Raw genomic sequence first — 19895 nt, 5'->3', positions numbered from 1 at the left:
TCCCGGAGATTTCCGGGAGGCACTTTTTTGTGGACAGGTGTCAGAGAATTGCGGGCAATGCGCCACCGAGCGCCGACGCGACCTCGGCCTCGAGGGCTGCGACGAGCCCTTCCGGGGGCGCCTCACCGCAGACTGCGAGCCAGTTCGCGAGCATCCGGTGCCCACCCTGAGTGAGTACGGACTCTGGGTGGAACTGGACGCCGTGAATCGGCAGTTCGCGGTGACGCATCGCCATCACGACGCCGCTCTCGGTGTGTGCGGTCACCTCGAGTTCCTCGGGAATGGTGTCCTCGAGAACCGTCAGCGAGTGGTAGCGGGTAGCGGTGAACGGATCGGGCAGCCCGGCCAGGACGCCGACGTCCTTATGATGAACCAAGCTCGTCTTGCCGTGAAGCAGTTCGGGTGCGCGGTCGACGGTTCCGCCGAAAGCCGCACCGATCGCCTGGTGTCCGAGGCAGACGCCGAGCAGCGGGGTCTTGGTGTCGGCGCAGACCTTCACCAGATCCATCGTCGCTCCCGCGCGCTGCGGAGTTCCGGGGCCAGGACTCAGGAGAATGCCGTCGAACTGCGCTACTGCACCCTCGAGGTCTGCCGTCAGTTGTGGATCGTCGTTGCGCCAGACCACGGCTTCGGTTCCGAGCTGGCCGAGGTACTGCACCAGGTTGAACACAAAGCTGTCGTAGTTGTCGACGACGAGAATCCTCATGAGAGCAGGGTAAACGCCCGTGCTATCCGCCGGTATAGGCGGGGACCGTGATCTGCGACGGTGTCGCCTGCGTGTACCCGAGGCCGAAGCGGGTCGCGTACTGCTTGTAGATCCGAATGCCCGGTTCGGCAGCGAGTGCCGCCTCGAGGCGCGCAACATCGCCGATCGCGCTCATCACGTACGGCGGGCTGTAGGTACGGCCGTGAAGAAGGAGGGTGTTTCCGATGCACCGCGGCGCCGACGTACTGATGATCCGTTGGTCCTGCATGCCCACCGCTTCGGCCCCGCCGGCCCACAGTGCGTTCAGCACGCTCTGGACGTCCTGCTGATGCACGACGAGGTCGTCCGGGGTGGCGTCGACCGGATACTTGCCGTCGGCGTTGCGCGGGGCGTCCGTCATGGTGACCACGACGCCGGGGCCGGTCATCTCCGTCAGTCCCGCGTCGGCGGAGATGTTCTTGATGTCACCGAGAGCGGCGGCCACGCCGGCGTCGGACCGAGCGGCGTCTTCCTGCAGCGAATCGAGCTGAGCGGCAAGTTCGTCCCGGTCGGCCGAAACTTTTTCGGCATTGGCCTGTGCACTGCGGACCAGATCGGAGAGCCTGGTGCTTTCGGTGACCTGAAGCTGATTTTCCTCGGCGGATCTCTGCGCCGTAGCGACCATCAGACCGGCTACCAGGCAGACGGCAAGAACACCGATGTGCCAGACGGTTCGTGAAGATTCACCCGAAGACACGTGGCTCCTCCCGGATTGTGCAGGTCGGCCGGTGACCAACTGGACACAGCTACGTTAGCGTGTAGGTAACACATGCAGGTCACACCGTAGAGCGAGGACGCCATGCCCAAGTCGAAGGTCCGTAAGAAGAACGACTACACAGTCAACCCAGCAAACCGCACTCCGGTGAAGGTGAAGATGGGTCCGTCGAGCACGTTGTACGTCTCCGTGATGCTCGGATTCATGCTTCTCGGCCTGGCGTGGTTGATTGTGTACTACTTGGCCGCGGATTCGATCACATGGATGAACGACTTGGGAAACTATAACTTCCTCGTCGGCTTCGGCTTCATGGTTGTGGGCCTTGTAATGACCATGAGATGGCGCTGACCAGCGATTATCTGATTCGGCTCGGATCGTGACCGTCTCTCAATTACATGGGTGTCATTCATCCCCATTGTGGATAACTCCTGTGGACAACCTAGGAAGTTATCCACATGCTCGAGGATGAATTTCATCCACAGCCTCGTGACAACGCCACCGAGGTCGTCTCGTGGGCCACTCCGATGGGTGTTGTCTACGCGATGTTCGGCGGCGGAATTGCCCTCGCGATCGCCTCGATAATCGCGCCCACGGAGCCTGCCGGACGCTTCCTGCTCGCCCTCGCGGTGATCGGGCTGTTCGTGATGGGCGGCCTCGCCCTGCGTCAGCGCCCCCGCCTGGCGGTGATCGACAACGCAGGAACCAAGTCGATCGCGGTGCAGCGATTGCGCGCCCGCCACACGTTCACCCGCGAACAGATCGACCGCGTGCGTCTCGTCCGCTACCCGCGTCTGGGTCGACGCGTCCCGATGCTCGAGATCGACATCGTCGACCGGCCCACCGACACGGAGAAGCTGTTGATCTTCGGACGCTGGGATCTCGGTACGACGCCGGAGGACGTCCTGGACGTGCTTACCGTCCACGGTTTGGTGCCGCCCGAGAAGTAAGCGCGGGTTACATGGCCAGTGCCGCGAGGTCCGGCTGCACGATGTCGAGAGCCTGCTGCGGCACCGCGACGGCGTCGCTCGACCATCCCCAGATCGAGTACAGCTCGCGGCCGGGGTCGGTGTACCCGTCGCGGCCGTGAAGCACCCGGTAGTTGTCGATGCAGATCATCTCGCCGGCTTCGGCACGGAACATCGGCCCGCTGTCTCGCACGTGAATCACGGCCTCACTCCACTGCTTCACCAGCGGCCACTGCGCTTCTTCCGATTCACCGGCGATCGGCGCGAGGTACGGGTGGTACCGAACCTGGTTGCGTCCACTCGGCACCGTCCGGGCGATCGGCGCAAATGCGTTCTGCGGGAAGTTCGGTTCCGAATGGTCGATGTCTGTGCTCCAACAGAATTCGGCCAGCTCCGCTGTTGCAGGATCGAAGGCGAGCAATCGCGTCAGTTTGACCGCGTCGATGAGAAACGAGTCGCCCCCACTCGGGTACGCCGGGCGCTTGCACCACAGAAACAGGTAATCGGGAGCGTAATCGCCGAAAGCGAAGCCGTCGTTGTGGGCGGTCATCCGCTCGCCGGAGATACCGAACGAGCGCTTGCGCCCGCGTTCGTCCACCGGTTGCGTGTCGACGACAGCGGCTTCGGCATCCTGACTTCTGGCGCTCGCCTCGAACTGGCGGCCGACGCGAATGCACTTCTCACCGAGCAACTTCGACGCGAAAGCAATGGCGTCATCCTCGGTGTGCAGCCCACCGAAGACCGCGGCGCCGTCCAGCGCGATTGCCGCCCGGACGGCCTCGACCGTGTCCACGCGCCGCGGAACAACACTTGCCAGCGTCAAATCGGAAGAGAACATTAATCACTCCATACGTCGAGTTCGCCAAACGGTTCAACTCGAGCGTAGGAACTCGTCATTTCGACGGCGTAACCCCGGAAACCGATTCGGTTACGGAGCCAGCCTTCAGATCACCCAGCCTTTCAAATCACCTTGCCCGGGTTCATGATTCCGTGAGGGTCGAGTGCGCCCTTGATTGCATGATGCATCGCGACGACGGCCGGTGACAGTTCCTGTGCCAGGCCACCCATCTTCAGTAGGCCGACGCCGTGTTCACCGGTGACGGTTCCGCCCAACTCGAGGGCATTGTCGATGATCTCGGCAAAAGCCGCCTGAGCACGCCTCCGCGCCGCTTCGTCGTCATGTGGCGTGATCAGCAGCGGATGCAGGTTGCCGTCACCCGCGTGCGCGATGTTCGCGATGTGCGTGTCGTGCCGGGCCGAGATGGCCTCGATCCGTGCCAGCATCTCCGGGACCGCTGCCTTGGGGACGCAGATGTCCTCGGTGAGCACCGGGCCGAGCCGCTCGAGGGCGGGGTACGCCAGACGCCGGGCGGAGAACAGGGCGTCGGCCTCCTCCTGGTCGGTGGATCTGGCGCTCCAGGTGGCCCCGGAACGGTTGAAACAGGCCAACATTCGCTCGGCTTCGGCGTCGCCGATCTCACCAGGTGTGTCGATGCGGCCGAGCAGGACCACCTCGGCGTCGGCCGAGAGGCCCATGTTCTTCCAGGCGTCGACGGCAAGCAGACACTGTCGATCGATCAGCTCGAGGGCAGACGGCGTGAGCCCGTCTGCGGCGACGGCCTCGACGGCCTTGCCCGCAGCAACGATGGAGTCGAAGTATCCGACGATGGTGCGCTCGGGATCGCGCTGAGGACGTAGCTTGACGGTCACCTCGGTGATCACCCCGAGAGTGCCTTCGGAGCCGACCATGAGCGCGGAGAGATCAAACCCAGCCACTCCCTTGGCAGTTCGACGCCCGAGCCGAACCAGCTCACCGGTTCCGGTAACCACCTGCATGCCCAGCACGTAGTCCTTGGTGACGCCGTACTTGACGCAACACAGGCCCCCGGCATTGGTCGCGACGTTGCCGCCGATCGTCGACCAGGGTGCGCTCGCCGGATCGGGCGGATACCAGAGGCCGTGCTCGGCGCACGCGTCGCGGAGGTGATCGTTGACCACTCCGGGTTCGACCACGGCCAAACGCTCGAGGGTGTTGATCTCCTTGATCGCGTTCATCGCGTCGAAGGCGATCACGACGCCGCCTGCGACTGCGTTGGCTCCACCCGACAGACCGGTGCCTGCGCCGCGCGTGACGACGGGCGCACCGTGGGCGATGCACGCCTGCACAACTGTCTGTACCTGCTCGGCTGTGCGCGGACGGACCACGGCGACGGGCATCTCGTAGGGAGCCCACTCGGCGTCGTCGTGGATGTAGCTCGCCATGATGTCGGGGTCGGTGATCAGTCGATCCGCATCGATCTGCGAGCCGAGCGCCTCGAGGAGTGTCATGCCTCCACGATAGTGACGGCGGCTACACCACCCCATGTAGATTTACTCCGAGAAACCGGAAACCGTATGGACATTCTCTCCATACTCATCGTTGGCCTGACAAGTTGGCCTGACAAGGGAGTGCGGATGCACGAGAACTGGCTACAGCTTCTCCTGGCCGAGGCATCCACCGAGGAACTGATCGAACACCGCGATCAGTTGGCCGCCGGGTCAGCCCCCGAGACCGCTGCCGAAATCGAGCGAGAAGCCCGATCCGCACTCCAACTGCGTAGTCTCCTGGCTCAGCGCCGACAACGTGCCACCGAGCTGGGCGCACTCAACGACATCGCGTCGCTGCTGACCACGATGCACGATCACCACGCCCTTCTGCAGGAGATCGTGGACCAGGCCAAACGGCTACTCGGCGTGGATCTTTCGTACCTCGCACTGATCCACGACGACATCCTGATCATCGAAGTCACCAGCGGGGCGTACACCTCGCAACTGCTCGGCCTCACGGTTCCGTTCCGAGAAGGCCTCATCGGTCGTGTGGTCGAGAATTCTTCTCCTGCTTGGTCTCCCGACTACCGCAACGATCCCTCGTTTGCACACATCGGGCCCGCCGACGACGCAGCGCGAGCCGAGAACATGCGCGGCCTGTTGGCCGTGCCGCTGACATTGAACGGCAAGATCCTGGGTGCCCTGTGCGCGTGCAAGCGTCAGGAGCGCCGATTCGGCAACGAGGAAGTTGCGTTGCTGTCCGCCCTCGCAGCTCATGCCTCGGTAGCCATCGAGAATGCCCGCTCTCTCGAACGCTATCGCGCGACGGTTGCAGAAGTGAATGCAGCGAACACCGAACTTGCCAAGCGCACAGCACTTCTCGAACAGACACTGACCTGGGACCGATCGCTCACACAAGTTGTCCTGCGCGGCGGCGGTGTTCGCGAACTCGTGGAAGAAACCTCCGCGTCGACGGGTTCACCGGTGTTCTTCGTGACCGGAACGTCGGAGATCCCACCGGGACTGCAACGGGTGAGCGATAGCGTCAACCGGGTCTTCGACATCCTTGCCGCTGACCGACGCGAGCAGGAGGTGACGCTCATCGTCGGTGAGCAGTTCCTGTTCGCCACCGAAGTGCGCAGTGCCGGTGATCAACTCGGAGTTCTGTTCCTACTCTCGCGTCATGAACCCACCGCCGCCATGAGATTGGCACTCGAAAGGTCAGCCCCGGCCATTGCGCTTGCCCTGGTAGGCGAACGGGCGGCCAGGGAAGCCACTCGCCGAGCACGCGACGCATTTCTGGTCGATCTGATCACCAGGCCTGCGCCGACGCCGGCCGAAGTCACTGGTCAGTTCCGCCTGGCTGGACTCAACCCCGACCGCTCGTACACCGTCGTGGTGGCCCGCCCGGCCGACGCCGTAGACCGTACGCGTCGCAGTATCGAGGAAATTGCATTCCCGTCAGGAACTGTTGTTGCCGAGCATGGTTCACGGGTCATCGCTCTGATTCCGGGAATGTCACCAGTAGAGGTTGCGGCGGCGTGGGTGCAGCCGGCGGAGAACCCGACAGTGGGAATCGCCGATCCTGCGGTGGGAGCGGAAGGTCTGGCGCGAGCCTATGTCGAGGCACAACACACCGTCGACGTCCTCGAGACTCTCGGTCGGGCCTCGCACGTGGAACCGGCAAGTTCACTCGGCATCTACCGAATTCTCCTCAGCCGCACCGGCCGCGAAGAACTCGAATCGCTGACGCAGCGGTCCCTCGGTCCTCTCCTCGAGGAGGAGCAACGACGCGGCGTTCCACTTCTGGACACCCTGGCGTCGTACCTGTCGCACAATTGCAAACATTCTGCGACCGCCGCAGCGCTCGCGATTCACGCCAACACTCTGTATCAACGCCTCGAATCGATCGACCGATTGATCGGCACACAGTGGCGTCAGCCGGACCAGGCGCTCGATCTTGCGCTCCTGATCCGGCTGCGTGCCAGTGCGGGGAAACTCGGTCAGATCTGAGCGGGCTTGCTCGATCGCTTGGCCAGCGCCACCACAAGAATTGCGGCGCAGAGCATCACGGCGCCCACCACCCACAGGCCTGCCTTGGCATTTCCGGTCACATCGGTGAGCCAGCCGGTGATGTACGGAGCACCGAAGCCCGACGCGTTGCCGATCGAGTTGATCATGGCGATACCCGCGGCCGCACTGGCACCCGTCAGGAACGTGGTGGGCAGGTACCAGAAGACGGGGAGCGCACAGAGCACGCCGACGGCGGTGAGCGAGACCGCAATCATGACGGTGAACGGTGAATCCAGGTACAGCGCAATCGGAATGGATACCGCACCCAGGAGCGTCGGGGCAGCAACGTGCCACATCCGTTCACCGGTCTTGTCGGAATGGCGGCTCCACAGCACCATCGCGACAGCGCCGATCGCGTAGGGGACGGCCACGATCAGGCCTGTCTCGACGAGCGAGAAATCGGTGTTGAACGTCTGCTTGAATCCCGCGACGATGCTGGGTAGGAAGAAGCTCAAAGCGTAAAGGCCGTAGGTGATTCCGAAGTAGACCAGACCGAAACCGATGACGCGGGGATCGCGCAGGGTCTTGCCGGCCGACTGGTGACCGGCGTCGCCGAGTTCTTTCTCCTCGTCGGCCATGGACTTCATCAGCCAGGTGCGCTCCTCGAGGGTCAACCACTTCGCGTCGGCGGGACGGTCGGTGAGGTAGAACCAGACGACAAACGCCAAGATCACGGCGGGCAGACCCTCGATCAGGTACATCACGCGCCATCCGGCCAACCCGAACAGGCCGTCGCCGTACTGGATGATGGCAGCCGAGAGCGGGGCACCGAGCGCCGACGAGAGCGGAAGCGTCAGCAGGAACAAGCCCATCAGGCGTACGCGGTACTTCTTCGGGAACCAGAAGGTCAGGTAGAGAAGAACTCCGGGGAAGAAGCCTGCCTCGGCGATTCCCAGCAGAATGCGGAGGAAATAGAGGCTTCCCACGTTGGGCACGAATGCCAGCGCAGCGGCGAGGATGCCCCAGGTGAGCATGATGCGCGCGATCCACAGCCGGGCGCCGAAGCGGTGCAGGGCCAGGTTGCTCGGCACCTCGAACAACAGATAGCCGACAAAGAAGAGTCCGGAGGCGAGGCCGAACATCGTCTCGGTCATCCCGAGGTCGGCGCTCATGGTGAGCTTCGCGAAGGCGATGTTCGTACGATCCAGATAGTTCACGAAATAGAGCAGGATCAGGAAGGGAATCAGCCGGCGCGCTACCTTCTTCACCACGCGAGATTCGATCTCGCTCGGTGCAACCCCACCGTCAGTGGTGGTGCTATCGGTGGAGGTCATGGCAGGGGTACTCCTCGGAAATGGTCAGCGTTGCTATCTACGAAGTGACTCAAGCCACAGTAGAAGTACCGATGTCCTCAACCTATGTGGACAATCTCTACAGAAGCCGTCCCTGCATGTGCGTTTACTCCAGACGATCCGGCGATCGACCCGCAGCAGCCTGACGAACGTCCCTGAACAGTCGAAGGCGACAAACCCGCCTGAGCTGGGGGTTTAGCGCTACGAGCACCGAGTCACTGGCTAGTGTTATCGGCGAAACAGCCAGAGCAAGTGCGGATGCACCGCGTGACTTGAAGGACAGAACATGACGAAGATGGTTCGGACCACGGTGACCCGCCGGTCCTCCACCGCAGTCGCTGCCACCATCGCGGCGGTCGCACTATTCGCCTCCGCCTGCGGCAGCGACTCCGACAAGACCGACTCCGACAAGAGCGCTGCCGGCGCCTCGTCCGCTACATCCTCGGCCACCGTCGGCGGGAAGACGCTCGACGCCAAATTCGAGACGAAGTGCGCAAAGGACGGCGGCACGACAGTTATGACACTGCTCGACGCGGAAAATGCCACCTACGGCATGTTGACCGTCACAGCCATCATCGATGAATCCGGCACGGTTCAGACTGCTGGAATCGCCGGAAGCGAGGGTGGATCGAACGGTCTGCCGTACACCGCCGGATTCGCACCGGGACTGCCCGGCGGATCTGCCAGTGCCAAGCAGGACGGCAATACCTTCGTGGTGACGGGCGAGGGAATCGGCGCCCGGGACAAGGGCAACCCGATGGAGACGTCGAGCTTCGAGATCACGTTCGCCTGCGAGTCCATCATCGGCGGCTGATCCATAGAACGGCTGGGCCCTAGGATTCTTGCTAGCTGATTCCCAGCTGTTCGCGCAGTTGGACGACGCGGAGCACGATGACTCCCAACGTCACCACGGTGACGGCACCAAAAGCGATCCAGCCGATCCGCACTGCTTTCACACGGTTCTCACCGGCGCCCAACCACTGCGGGGCGTACAGGAAGGCAGCGGCCGTTGCGGCACCTGCCACCAGACCTCCCGCGTGACCCCAGAACGAGATCCCGGGCAGCGAAATGCTGATGATCACATTGATCGCGATCACCGAGATGATCGGGACCGGGCTTCGACGCAAACGCAGTAGAAGGACGGCCTGTGCGCCCATGATGCCGAAGATCGCACCCGACGCTCCAGCGGTCCAGGACAGGGCCGTGAGCGAGGAGAACACCGGCTGGAACGCCATCACCGAGGCGGAACCGCCGAGGAGCGAAACCAGGTAGATGCCGATGTACCGGGAGCGGCCCATCACGATTTCGGTGTCGCGCCCCAGGATGTAGAGGGCGTACATGTTGACCGCGAGGTGCAAGATGCCGAAGTGCAAGAACCCGGAGCCGATGAGCCGGAACCAGTCACCGCTGGCGACCAGACCCGGATTGAGTGCCCAGTTCGCGAAGATCGACGAGCCGACCTGATTGTTCATGATGCTTCGCGACTGCGCGAAGGTGGCGAGGAACGCCAGGACGTTGAGCCCCATCAAGGTGTACGTCACGATCGGGACCGCACGGGCGGGGCTCACGGTGTTTCCGGCGACGCCCCGAACGGGGCGGACATCACGTTGGCCGGCAGCTACACAGTCAACACATTGGTATCCCACCGCCGCCTCGCGGAGGCAGTCCGGGCACGCCGGACGTCCACAACGATTGCAGGAAAGTGCGGTAGGTCGATCTGGATGGCGGACGCACCGCGGTTGGGGCGGGATGCCCTCACTCGCACCGCCGCCCCAACCGGGGTTCGTCATCTGCTTGTTTTACCTGTTCAGGAGATGGTGATGCTGTTGATCACGACGGGCTCGACCGGACGATCGCCACGATCGACGGCGGTGGAGGAGATAGCGTCGACAACCTTCTTGGAATCGTCGTCGAGAACCTCACCGAAGATGGTGTGGCGACGGTTCAGGTGCGGCGTCGGGCCGGTGGTGATGAAGAACTGCGAGCCGTTGGTTCCCGGGCCTGCGTTGGCCATGGCCAGCAGGTAGGAGCGGTCGAACTGCAGTTCCGGGTGGAACTCGTCACCGAACTTGTAGCCCGGGCCGCCGGTGCCGGTTCCGGTGGGGTCGCCACCCTGGATCATGAAGCCGTCGATGACGCGGTGGAAGATGGCACCGTCGTAGAACGGGCCGGTCTTGGTGCCGGCGGCGTTTGCGGTGGTGTACTCCTTCGAGCCGTCGGCGAGGCCGACGAAGTTCTCGACGGTCTTCGGCGCATGGTTGCCGAACAGAGCGATCTTGATGTCGCCGCGGTTCGTGTGCAGCGTTGCGGTTGCGGTCTGATGAGTTGAAGTCACACCACCATCGTGCCATTGCCGGCGTTCTCGCGGATGCCGCCCCGTAAAACTCTCCCTGTCCCCGCCTCACTGTTATGGCACAGTGAAGTCATGACACGAGTGACCGAGTCCCTCAGCACGCAGTTGCCCGACACCTTCGATCACGCGCGCGCCCGCGTCGAGGACACCTTCGACGAGACTGCCGCCTACCTCGAAGAGACAGCGGCTCGTATCAAGGAGTCCGAGGCAGCCGACAACGCTCGCCGCATCGCCGCGGTGGTCGCCACATCGGTCGCTCGCGGCGCCGGGCAGGTCGGGTTGTTCCTGGGTCGTCAGGGCAAAGTCCTCGCCAAGAAGGGCGTAGAGCGCGCAAAGGCTATCCCCACGAAGTCCGCGGAACGCACCGAGAAGCCTCGCGGCCGCAAGCGCGTCGCCGTGTTCGTCATCGCCGGTGTCGCGGTGATCGGTGGCGCGGTGTTCTTCAAGAGCCGCCGACGCGAGCATCCGCCGGTCGCTTCCGCACCCCCTCGGCTCGAAGAGAACTCGGCCGAGAAGACCGCTTAGTCGACACACGAAAAGCCCCGGAACAGATTGTGTTCCGGGGCTTTTCGATGTTCACGTTCAGCAGTTGGACGGTGCCGGGACGTTGTTGAAGCGATCGATCATGTACCCGACGGATTCGGGTGTACCCACCAGGTACGGCGTCGCATGATTGATTGCCATGCCCGGAATGATCGGGGGCAGTTCGTTGACGGAGAACTGCACCGTCGCACCCTTGCCGCACCAGTCTCGCGCCAGTTGCTGTCCCTGGCCGAACGGAACGATGTCATCGGAGCGGCCATGCTGAATGAGCACGGGCGACTCCGGCGTCAGCTTGCCGATCTTCTGCTCGTCGAGGATTGCCTGCGCCATGGGTAGACGCGCCAGAACTGCGGAGAGTGATTCACCGGAATTGGTGAAGCTCGACGACTGCTGGAAGCCGAACTGCAATCCACTTTCGGCGACGCACTGGTTCTTGGTGGCGGCCAACATCTGTCGGCCGCGATCGTTGATCTCGGCGTCGAGCAGCGGCTGAACCTCGGGGTACTGCGCAAGGATCCCGTTGAGCGCGTAGCCGATCACTCCGGTGAGGAACGTGCCGTCGACCTGCTGCAGCGTCGCCGCCAGATCGGCGGGCGGCGCACCTGCGTACGTGCCCTTGAGATCAAGCTCGGGAGCATACGACGGCTTCAATTCCGTTGCGGCAGCGGCAGCTCCACCACCTTGCGAGTAACCCCACAGTCCGACGGGGCCGTCGGCGGGAATGCCCGTGTTCGGGAGCTGCTGAGCGGCACGCACCGAGTCCAGAACCGCGTGCGCTTCGGCTTCGCGGTTGACGTAGGTGTGATCGCCAGGAGTTCCGAGGCCTTCGTAATCGGTGACTACGACGGCGATGCCGTTGAGCAGCAACGTGTTCACCCAGATGGACTCGTAGCCGACCATGACGTCCGTCGGGAACTGGTACTCGATACCGGTGTTGAACAGTTTGGACGGAGCGCATTGATCGCCCTGCCCATGCGTTCCTACCGCTGCGGCAACCAGTGGACGCGCCCCCTGCCCGGTCCACGGGTTCGACGGTTCCAGGTAGGTCCCCGTCACGGCAACGGGAGCACCCTTGGCGTCCTCGCTTCGGTACATGATCTTGGTGGCGGTTGCCGGCCACGCACCGTTCGATCCGGGCACGCTCAGCAGCAGTGGTGACGGCTCACTCTTGATGAGATCTCCGTTGGCACCTGCCGGAAGCTCCGACGGCGGCGTGTAGAAATCCGCCGGCTCCGCCATTGCGGCAGGGGCCGTCACAGCACCCATGACCAGTGCCGCGACGGAAACCCCGGCCGCCCACCATGCTCTGCTCTTCACGTTTCGATCTCCCCACGCTCGCCTGCGCTGTGGCTTGGCACACAGCGAACGCAGAGTAACACATACCTCACGTAACACTTTTTCGTGAGGTTTTCGCCTTAACAGGCTGACTTACAACCGTTTACGACTACTTCGTGGGCTCCAGATTGGAGGTCAGCAGCGAACGAAGCTTGTCGGTATCAGCCGAGGTCCACGCCTCGGGGTGCAGGATCTTGGCCCACATGTCCGCTGCATCCTCGCCGTAATTGTGACCGTGCCCGGACGGGACGTCAGCCGAGAAGACCATGTCGAGGGTTACCTGCCAGAAGGTCACGAGAGGTACCCACGTCATTCCCGGATCCACGTCGCGACCCAGCGGTTCCTTGAGCCAATCCGGCTTGTTGAGCAGCAGGTCGAAGGACCACCATGTGATCGGGTCGCTGGCGTGCTGCCAGTACACGATGCGATCGTCGTCCCAGTCGGACTTCAGCTCCAGATCTTCCGGATCACCGGCAAACCGAATCGCCTGGCCACCGTCGATCACCGGCAGGATCTCCGGTGAGCCCGAGTCGCGGCTGTCCGTGATTTCCTGCCACTGAGCAGTGAAGTTGGGGGTTCCGACCCACAGTGCGCCGTCGACGCGCGTCATCATGTCCTGAGCGCCGGCAAATGCGGCCTGGCCACCGTAGGAGCCGAGGCTCTCACCGAAGACAACCAGCTCGGGTCGCGTCTCCACGGGCAGGTCGATCCACTTGGCGTACACCGCGTTGAAGAGTGCGCGACCGGCAATCATCGGCGTCTCACGGTCGGCGATGAAGGCCAACGGACTCGGAAGGAACGAGTACTGCATCGACGCGATCGCCGTGTCCCCGCCCTCGACGTACTCGAACGCCGACGCGACGTCCTCGTTCACCCAACCGCGGCCGGTGGTCGTGACAACTGCGAGGGTTCCGCGGTCGAATCCGCCGGTGCGCTCCAACTCGTCGACGACCCGCTGTGCGACACCGTTGATCGAGTCCGAGGATTCGCGTCCGGCGTACACCCGGATCGGTTGCTTCGCTTCACGTCCGGTCAACGCGGTGATCTCGGCCGCGGTGGGACCGCTGCCCATGAAGGTGCGCCCCTCCTGGCCGAGCGAATCCCAGGCTTCGGCGGACATCGGTGAACCACTGCGCTCAGCGATCAAGGGTTGTTCGATGCCGTCCGGTGTTTCATGATCCGCACCGGAGAAACTCCAGTTCGCGAAGGCAATCAACCCGTTGTACAGCGCACCGTTCACGATGAAGATGCCGAGGGCGAAGATGACGATCAAGCTGCCGACCTTCGCCGCTTCGAGGGGAACGAACCGAAGTGCGACGGCGGTGAGCTTGTTGGTGGTGAAACGAAGACCACGGCCTGCCTCGAGCAGGATGAACCAGATTCCGAGCGAAATCAGCAGCACCAGAAGGTAATTCGCCTGATTGGTGCGAGGAGCTTCGACAAGATCGCGAACGATCTGCTGCCACCACGAACCGAGGACCAAGAACGTCGGAACCAGAATGACGGCCGCGACCAACAGGATTCGCCAGCCGATCTTCTTGGTGCGATCCGACCACTGCGGTTCGACGCCGCACTTGCGGATCATCCAGGCAACCGTCACGCCGACGCCGTATCCCATCGCGAGCGAGATGCCCGTCGCAACGCCCTGCAAGTACCACGCGCGCGGCAACAGGGACGGACTCATCGACCAGGTGAAGAAGACCAGAGCAAAGGCAAGCCCGACCGGGTGCAGCGTCTTGCAGTAGAGGCGCAGCCGTTCCCACACACGTTTCATGCCGGAATCGTATGCGCCCCGTGCCCGAATCAGGTCACGAAGCGCACACGCGTCCAGTCTGTTTACGGGGCGAAGCGCAAAATCGCGGCAACTGCGCCGCCGCCCGGAATGTCCTCGGCGCGAACAGCGAGGACCCGAGCACCCGTCAGGAGCGCACGACGAGCGATCTCGTCGACGACCCCGTATGTACTTCCGTTGGTCGACTCACCGGTCGTGAGAGCGCCCGTCTGGGGATCGAGACTTCCGGGTACAACGGAGTCGATGTCGATGAAAATGGTGTCGACCTGTCCGTACGTCGCGGCCGTTGCCACGTCGGCGACGTCGGTTTGAGTACGTCCCTGTTCGGTGCGCACATTGAAGGTGTCCCGCACCGCCGCCAACTGCTCGGCGTGGAAATCGTCGAGCGCCGGTCGCGATCCGTCCGCCACCTCCTGCGTCGACAAGGCTTCCGGATTTCCCTCGACGGTTGTGTCGACCAGGTGGCGGTACGAATTCACGGAGCGATACACCGACGCGATAGGTTCGGCAGCGGCCAGGATCAAGGGGACGTCACGGCCGGCGAGGACACCACGGACCTCGTGATCGACTGCGCGGGCGTACTGATTGACGCGCAGCTTTCGGCTGTCCGAACCCGAGAGCCGACCGGCTTCAGTTCGGCTGTTGATCGAGGACTTACCAGCGTGATCGGCAGCGTTCTTCGGCATTCCCTGAACACGAACCTCGTCGGCCGGCTGATCGGCGGCGATCTCGATCAATCGCACCGAACCTTCGGCGAGAGCGAGAACAAACGCCGTCTGGGGGAAGGTCACCGAACGGAGCAGTGGCTTGAGATGAAACCGATCGCTGACCGTTTCGAGCGCCTGCAGACGGTTGGGGAGGCGGAAGGTCACCAGACGCTCCGGCGTCGCGTACGTGACCAATGAGCGCGACTGGAAGCGCCAGAAATCGTCGTCGTCGTCGAGCTCTGCGTATTCGGCCTCGAACAGCTTGCGCTCGGCCGGATCCTCCACTGATGCGAGTGCCGAGCGGACCTGGTCCTTGAAGGCGATGCGCGCTTTGTCATGATCCTGCGGCGCATCTTCAGTCGGAGTCACGATGGTGATGCAGGTGGGCCCTTCCACCTCCGCGAGTGCGGCAATTTCACCGTGGCTGGGAATGTCGTTGTGAAGCACTACGAACCTCCTGAAATTGGGTTCTCCTCACGCTACGCCCGGCTGGTTATGACCACTAGACTTTCCGGAGAATTCGGGACGAACGGTCCATAGTGGGCGCTGTTCTGGCCACCCCACTCCGAGCGAACGGCATGTTCATCGCCTTCAGTGCGCCGAAAGTGCCGTTCGCTCAAAAGGGGAGGGCCACGAGTCGGACACCGGTTGGCCGGACATCGGCACATCGGCATACAAAAAACACCCTCCCGGATCCCGGGAGGGTGTTTTCTTACTGTGGAGCCTAGGAGATTCGAACTCCTGACATCTGCCTTGCAAAGGCAGCGCTCTACCAACTGAGCTAAGGCCCCGTTCGGTTTTCTGACCGGAGTCAGAGTACCTAGGTTCTATCCTGTTTCCAAATCGTGCCAAACCTTGTCTCCGCGCTGACTTTTGATCAGCTTGGTGACCCCGAGAGCTACCAGAATTCCGGCCCCGACAAGCAGGAAAACCTTCATTCCAGCAACCCTTCTTCGGCACATGGGAGTGGGCCTAGGAGGACTTGAACCTCCGACCTCTTCATTATCAGTAAAGCGCTCTAACCACCTGAGCTATAGGCCCCTGAACCGATTCCAAAGATTACCCCACCGGGCCGCTGACACCAAAACGGGCCCGGCGGAGCAATGTTTTCGCAGGTCAGTCGCGGTCGGCGAGAGTTACCTCGACGCCGCCAACCAGGTCGCTGCAGAGGTTGTAGATGAACGATCCGATCGTGACGAGTGCCGTGAAAAGCACCATGTTCGCGATACCGATCAGCGCGGCGTAGCCGAACACCTGGCCGGCCGTCACCAGACCGTCGGAGCCGCCGTCGGCAACGATGTCGGTGAACGCGTTGTTCAGGCGATCCCAGACGCCCATGCCGTCGAGAACGACGTAGAGCAGTCCGACGGCCACCATCCACACGAAGAACAGCGACACCGAGATCACGGACGTGATCTTGAGCGTGGACCACGGGTCGATACGACGGATCTGGACCGTTGCGCGCAGTGGCGCACCGTCCACGACCGAAGCCGATACGGCGTGAGTTTTCTCACCCTTCACCGCAGCAGGCAACGGATGCTTGGCCTCGGAGAGGTCAGGCATGTCCTTCGGCAGATCCTTGCGATCGATGTGCCGAGTCGGCCCGTCGATCGCGGCGGCTTTTGCTTTCGGATTAGCGACGGTGGGATTGGCGACCGTGGCATTTGCAGCCTTGGGATTTGCGCCCGAGGGTGCAACAGCCTTGGCTGCCGCTGCGCCGGCGACGCCACCGGTAGCTGCGGCAGCCGCCGTTCCTGTCACGACGGGACGTGCCGACGGGTTGCCGGCAGGACGGCCTGTCTGTGCACCCGCAGCAGGGCGACCCGCCTGCGGCTGTCCCTTCGGCGCACCACCCTGTGCGGCGGTTTTGGCCGGACCACCCTGTACCGGACCACCCTGTGCCGGGCCTGCCGCTGCAGGACGCTGCGGACCCGCAGGCGGCTTACCCCCAGCAGGAGCTGCCGGTCGACCTGCAGGAGCACCAGCGCCGGCCGCACGCGTGATGTTGGTCTGCGGCTGACTTTGCGGAGCCTGATTCTGCGGTGGCTGAGCCTTCGACGCCGGGGCCTTGGACGCCGGATTCTGAGCAGCGGGGTTCTGAGCTGGCTGACCCTGAGGCTGGCCTGACGGCTGGGGTCCCCGCTGCCACGGCGGTGCCTGGCTGCCACGAGCCTGATTGGCGACCGGTTGCGGCGGAGCCTGACCATCACCCTTCGCCGGGGTTACCGGCGCAGCCGGAGCCACAGAAGGAGCGGAAGGAGCCCGACCCTTGGCCGCACCCGCGGCGTCGGGAGCCGCAGCCGCCGGTTTCTGGGCCGAATCCGACGGGCCGCGAGGCGGCTCCGGTGCCTTGGGCGCCGGAGCTGCCTCGGAAGCTTTGGGTCCGCCGTCCGCTGGAGCTGCAGGTTTCGAGGTCTGCGGCCCCGCCGGAGCAGTTGCCTGCTCCGGCTTCGGTGGCGTCGAACCTGAAGTGCTTTCACTCTTCTGGTCACTGCCCGGCTGGTTGGGAGTGCTCACTAGGACTCCTTAGCTCCATCGGCATTGTCTGCGTTGTCGGTGGTCTCTGCAGCGAGCTCTTCGGGCTCGTCGGCGTTGCGCGCAATCGCGAGCAATGTGTCGCCTTCGCCGAGGTTCATCAGACGCACGCCCTTGGTCTGGCGTCCCGCCTTACGAACCTGCTTGGCAGCCGTCCTGATGACGCCGCCGCCCGAGGTGATCGCGTACAGCTCGTCGTCGTCGTCGACGATGAGCGCACCGACCAGAGTGCCACGTTTCTTGTCGTACTGAATCGTGAGCACGCCCTTGCCGCCGCGACCCTGCACCGGGTAATCCTCCATGCCGGTTCGCTTGGAGTAACCGCCCGAGGTGGCGACCAGGAGGAACGTTCCTTCACGAACGACGTTGAGCGAGAGCAGCTCGTCGTCACCGTTGAAACGCATGCCCTGGACACCGGAAGTGGCGCGGCCCATCGGACGCAGTGCCTCGTCGGTGGCCGAGAAGCGGATCGACTGGCCCTGTGCCGAGACCAGGAGCAGGTCGTCGTCGGCGGAGCAGAGAACAGCGCCGACCAGTTCGTCTTCACCGCGCAGGTTGATGGCGACGATGCCACCGCTGCGGTTGGAGTCGAAGTCGGTGAGCTTGGACTTCTTGACCAGACCGTTGCGAGTGGCGAGCACCAGGTAAGGCGCGTCTTCGTACGTCTTGATCTGGATGACGGACTGGATGCGCTCGTCCGGCTGGAAGGCCAGGAGGTTGGCAACGTGCTGACCGCGAGCGGTACGGCTCGCCTCGGGCAGCTCGTAAGCCTTCGCGCGGTAGACGCGGCCCTTCGTGGTGAAGAACAGCAGCCAGTCGTGCGTCGAGGTGACGAAGAAGTGCGAGACGATGTCGTCCTGCTTGAGGCCGGCACCCTGAACACCCTTGCCGCCGCGCTTCTGCGATCGGTAGAGATCGGTCTTGGTGCGCTTGGCGTAACCGGTCTCGGTGATCGTGACGACGACGTCTTCACGGGCGATCAGATCCTCGTCGTTGACGTCTCCGTCGGCGGCGATGATGCGGGTACGACGGTCGTCGCCGTACTTGTCGACGATTTCCTTGAGCTCGTCACGAACGATCGCGCGCTGACGCTCCGGGCGAGCCAGAATGTCTTCGAGGTCCGCGATTTCGAGTTCGATCTCGGCCAACTCGTCGACGATCTTCTGACGCTCGAGGGCGGCCAGACGACGCAGCTGCATGCCGAGGATGGCGTCGGCCTGGATCTCGTCGACGTCGAGGAGTTCCATCAATCCGGCGCGAGCGATGTCGACGGTCTGCGACGCACGGATCAAGGCGATGACCTCGTCCAGAGCGTCGAGGGCCTTGACCAGACCGCGCAGGATGTGGGCGCGCTCCTGTGCCTTGCGAAGCAGGTACCTGGTACGACGAACGATGACCTCGAGCTGATGCGTCGTGTACAGACGGATCATCTGGTCGAGGCGCAGCGTGCGCGGCACTCCGTCGACGATGGAGAGCATGTTGCAGCCGAAGCTGGTCTGCAGCTGGGTGTGTTTGTAGAGGTTGTTCAGCACGACCTTGGCAACGGCGTCACGCTTGACGGTGACGACGATGCGCATGCCGACGCGGTCCGAGGACTCGTCGTGGATGTCGGAGATGCCACCGATCTTCGCGTCACGAACCTGCTCCGCGATGGAAGTGATCAGGTTGTCCGGGTTGACCTGGTAGGGCAGCTCGGTGATGACGATCGTGGTGCGGCCCTTGGCATCTTCTTCGATCTCGACGACGCCGCGCATACGGACTGAGCCACGGCCGGTGGTGTAGGCATCCTGGATGCCCTGTCCACCGACGATGAGCCCGTGCGTCGGGAAGTCGGGTCCCTTGATGCGCTCCATGACGGCCGCGAGGGTGGCTTCCTCGTCCGCCTCGAAGTTCTCGAGCGCCCAGTAGATGGCCTCGGCAACTTCACGCAGGTTGTGCGGCGGAATGTTGGTGGCCATACCGACGGCGATGCCGTTGGAACCGTTGATCAGAAGGTTCGGGATACGGCTGGGCAGAACCGTCGGTTCCTGCGTCTTGCCGTCGTAGTTCGGGGTGAAATCGACTGTCTCGTGGTCGATTTCGCGCAGCATTTCCATCGCGAGCGGCGTCAGCCTGCACTCGGTGTAACGCATGGCGGCTGCGCCGTCGTTGCCGCGGGATCCGAAGTTTCCCTGACCGTCGACGAGCGGGTAACGCAGTGACCACGGCTGGGCCATACGGACCAACGTGTCGTAGATCGAGGAGTCGCCGTGGGGGTGGTAGTTACCCATGGTCTCGGCGACCGGTCGGGCAGACTTCACGTATCCGCGGTCTGGGCGATATCCGTTGTCGTACATCGCGTAGAGCACGCGGCGGTGCACCGGCTTGAGTCCGTCGCGGACATCCGGCAGAGCGCGACCGACGATGACGCTCATGGCGTAGTCGATGTAGCTGTTCTGCATTTCCTGCTGGATGTCGACCGGTTCGATCCGGTCGTGTTGCGGACCGTCCGGTGGCAACGTGGTGTCGGTCATGAGCTCACTTTCTTAAAAGA

The 19895-nt window shown here is 63.3% G+C and carries 17 protein-coding genes and 2 tRNA genes; 5 read left to right on the top strand and 14 right to left on the bottom strand.

The features are described from left to right. Positions 1–40: 40 nt before the first annotated feature. Both AC3WQS_RS13700 and AC3WQS_RS13695 read right to left on the bottom strand, forming a co-directional pair. The gene (locus tag AC3WQS_RS13700) at positions 41–706 is read right to left on the bottom strand and encodes an aminodeoxychorismate/anthranilate synthase component II (RefSeq protein WP_003942537.1); all 666 of its coding nucleotides are present in this window, start codon (positions 704–706) and stop codon (positions 41–43) included. 22 nt (positions 707–728) lie between these two features. After that, complete coding sequence (locus tag AC3WQS_RS13695; protein WP_020967993.1) at positions 729–1442, bottom strand: DUF881 domain-containing protein; 714 nt, start codon at positions 1440–1442, stop codon at positions 729–731. A gap of 102 nt (positions 1443–1544) precedes the next feature. Here AC3WQS_RS13695 and crgA point away from each other — a divergent pair, with 102 nt between their 5' ends. Both crgA and AC3WQS_RS13685 read left to right on the top strand, forming a co-directional pair. After that, positions 1545–1808, top strand: coding sequence for a cell division protein CrgA (crgA, locus tag AC3WQS_RS13690; protein WP_019746229.1), 264 nt, complete (start codon positions 1545–1547; stop codon positions 1806–1808). A 107-nt stretch (positions 1809–1915) separates the two neighbouring features. Further along, entirely contained in the window at positions 1916–2407 is a 492-nt protein-coding gene (locus AC3WQS_RS13685) for a PH domain-containing protein (RefSeq protein ID WP_020905623.1), read from the top strand. A 7-nt stretch (positions 2408–2414) separates the two neighbouring features. On the opposite strand, the gene AC3WQS_RS13680 is transcribed toward AC3WQS_RS13685, so the two are convergent. Beyond that, positions 2415–3263, bottom strand: coding sequence for a TauD/TfdA family dioxygenase (locus AC3WQS_RS13680; protein ID WP_492711996.1), 849 nt, complete (start codon positions 3261–3263; stop codon positions 2415–2417). 122 nt (positions 3264–3385) lie between these two features. Further along, positions 3386–4753, bottom strand: coding sequence for an FAD-binding oxidoreductase (locus AC3WQS_RS13675; protein WP_024487653.1), 1368 nt, complete (start codon positions 4751–4753; stop codon positions 3386–3388). Positions 4754–4879: 126 nt separating this feature from the next. On the opposite strand from AC3WQS_RS13675, the gene AC3WQS_RS13670 reads away from it, so the two are divergent. Next, complete coding sequence (locus tag AC3WQS_RS13670; RefSeq protein WP_492711994.1) at positions 4880–6745, top strand: helix-turn-helix domain-containing protein; 1866 nt, start codon at positions 4880–4882, stop codon at positions 6743–6745. On the opposite strand, the gene AC3WQS_RS13665 is transcribed toward AC3WQS_RS13670, so the two are convergent. Next, positions 6736–8079: an MFS transporter gene (locus AC3WQS_RS13665; protein WP_003942551.1), complete on the bottom strand. Its 1344-nt coding sequence runs from the start codon at positions 8077–8079 to the stop codon at positions 6736–6738. The two genes, AC3WQS_RS13670 and AC3WQS_RS13665, sit on opposite strands and share 10 nt — an antisense overlap. A 304-nt stretch (positions 8080–8383) precedes the next feature. Here AC3WQS_RS13665 and AC3WQS_RS13660 point away from each other — a divergent pair, with 304 nt between their 5' ends. Then, positions 8384–8911 (top strand): lipoprotein LpqH, encoded by a 528-nt coding sequence (locus AC3WQS_RS13660; protein WP_492711991.1) that lies wholly within the window; start codon positions 8384–8386, stop codon positions 8909–8911. 31 nt (positions 8912–8942) lie between these two features. Here the strand turns inward: AC3WQS_RS13660 and AC3WQS_RS13655 are convergent, their stop codons facing one another. Both AC3WQS_RS13655 and AC3WQS_RS13650 read right to left on the bottom strand, forming a co-directional pair. Then, on the bottom strand, positions 8943–9887 hold the full coding sequence (locus tag AC3WQS_RS13655; protein WP_031332619.1) for a rhomboid family intramembrane serine protease: 945 nt from the start codon (positions 9885–9887) through the stop codon (positions 8943–8945). Positions 9888–9904: 17 nt separating this feature from the next. After that, a complete protein-coding gene (locus AC3WQS_RS13650; RefSeq protein ID WP_007729190.1) occupies positions 9905–10432 on the bottom strand; it encodes a peptidylprolyl isomerase in 528 nt (175 codons plus the stop codon). A gap of 90 nt (positions 10433–10522) precedes the next feature. Here AC3WQS_RS13650 and AC3WQS_RS13645 point away from each other — a divergent pair, with 90 nt between their 5' ends. Next, complete coding sequence (locus AC3WQS_RS13645; protein WP_019746221.1) at positions 10523–10975, top strand: hypothetical protein; 453 nt, start codon at positions 10523–10525, stop codon at positions 10973–10975. Between the two features lie 57 nt (positions 10976–11032). Here AC3WQS_RS13645 and AC3WQS_RS13640 read toward each other — a convergent pair whose 3' ends face one another. The 7 genes from AC3WQS_RS13640 to gyrA all read right to left on the bottom strand — a co-directional run bounded on the left by AC3WQS_RS13640 (position 11033) and on the right by gyrA (position 19875). After that, positions 11033–12310 (bottom strand): lipase family protein, encoded by a 1278-nt coding sequence (locus AC3WQS_RS13640; protein ID WP_042950194.1) that lies wholly within the window; start codon positions 12308–12310, stop codon positions 11033–11035. Between the two features lie 127 nt (positions 12311–12437). After that, positions 12438–14102 (bottom strand): alpha/beta hydrolase, encoded by a 1665-nt coding sequence (locus AC3WQS_RS13635; protein ID WP_019746219.1) that lies wholly within the window; start codon positions 14100–14102, stop codon positions 12438–12440. A gap of 62 nt (positions 14103–14164) precedes the next feature. Further along, positions 14165–15274, bottom strand: a complete 1110-nt coding sequence (locus AC3WQS_RS13630; protein WP_492711988.1) for a baeRF11 domain-containing protein — start codon at positions 15272–15274, stop codon at positions 14165–14167. A 271-nt stretch (positions 15275–15545) separates the two neighbouring features. Further along, a tRNA-Ala gene (locus AC3WQS_RS13625) sits at positions 15546–15618 on the bottom strand. Between the two features lie 176 nt (positions 15619–15794). Continuing rightward, positions 15795–15868 (bottom strand) — tRNA-Ile (locus AC3WQS_RS13620). Between the two features lie 75 nt (positions 15869–15943). After that, positions 15944–17344 carry a DUF3566 domain-containing protein gene (locus AC3WQS_RS13615; RefSeq protein WP_492711987.1) on the bottom strand — a complete coding sequence of 467 codons (1401 nt, stop codon included), beginning with the start codon at positions 17342–17344 and terminating at the stop codon, positions 15944–15946. After that, a complete protein-coding gene (gene gyrA / locus AC3WQS_RS13610) occupies positions 17344–19875 on the bottom strand; it encodes a DNA gyrase subunit A (protein ID WP_019746215.1) in 2532 nt (843 codons plus the stop codon). The genes AC3WQS_RS13615 and gyrA overlap by 1 nt, the downstream gene beginning before the upstream one ends. Positions 19876–19895 lie beyond the last annotated feature (20 nt).

It is taken from the genome of Rhodococcus sp. FW305-130, assembly GCF_058788335.1.
The sequence above is the reverse complement of the archived record's forward strand: the minus strand, read 5'-3'. Positions and strand labels throughout refer to the sequence as shown.

Coding starts and splice junctions, on each gene's coding strand:
- AC3WQS_RS13655 (WP_031332619.1), bottom strand. CDS start 9,887: ATGACGAACCCCGGTTGGGGCGGCGGTGCGAGTGAGGGCATCCCGCCC.
- AC3WQS_RS13680 (WP_492711996.1), bottom strand. CDS start 3,263: ATGTTCTCTTCCGATTTGACGCTGGCAAGTGTTGTTCCGCGGCGCGTG.
- AC3WQS_RS13660 (WP_492711991.1), top strand. CDS start 8,384: ATGACGAAGATGGTTCGGACCACGGTGACCCGCCGGTCCTCCACCGCA.
- AC3WQS_RS13675 (WP_024487653.1), bottom strand. CDS start 4,753: ATGACACTCCTCGAGGCGCTCGGCTCGCAGATCGATGCGGATCGACTG.
- AC3WQS_RS13670 (WP_492711994.1), top strand. CDS start 4,880: ATGCACGAGAACTGGCTACAGCTTCTCCTGGCCGAGGCATCCACCGAG.
- AC3WQS_RS13665 (WP_003942551.1), bottom strand. CDS start 8,079: ATGACCTCCACCGATAGCACCACCACTGACGGTGGGGTTGCACCGAGC.
- AC3WQS_RS13685 (WP_020905623.1), top strand. CDS start 1,916: ATGCTCGAGGATGAATTTCATCCACAGCCTCGTGACAACGCCACCGAG.
- crgA (WP_019746229.1), top strand. CDS start 1,545: ATGCCCAAGTCGAAGGTCCGTAAGAAGAACGACTACACAGTCAACCCA.
- AC3WQS_RS13635 (WP_019746219.1), bottom strand. CDS start 14,102: ATGAAACGTGTGTGGGAACGGCTGCGCCTCTACTGCAAGACGCTGCAC.
- AC3WQS_RS13700 (WP_003942537.1), bottom strand. CDS start 706: ATGAGGATTCTCGTCGTCGACAACTACGACAGCTTTGTGTTCAACCTG.
- gyrA (WP_019746215.1), bottom strand. CDS start 19,875: ATGACCGACACCACGTTGCCACCGGACGGTCCGCAACACGACCGGATC.
- AC3WQS_RS13645 (WP_019746221.1), top strand. CDS start 10,523: ATGACACGAGTGACCGAGTCCCTCAGCACGCAGTTGCCCGACACCTTC.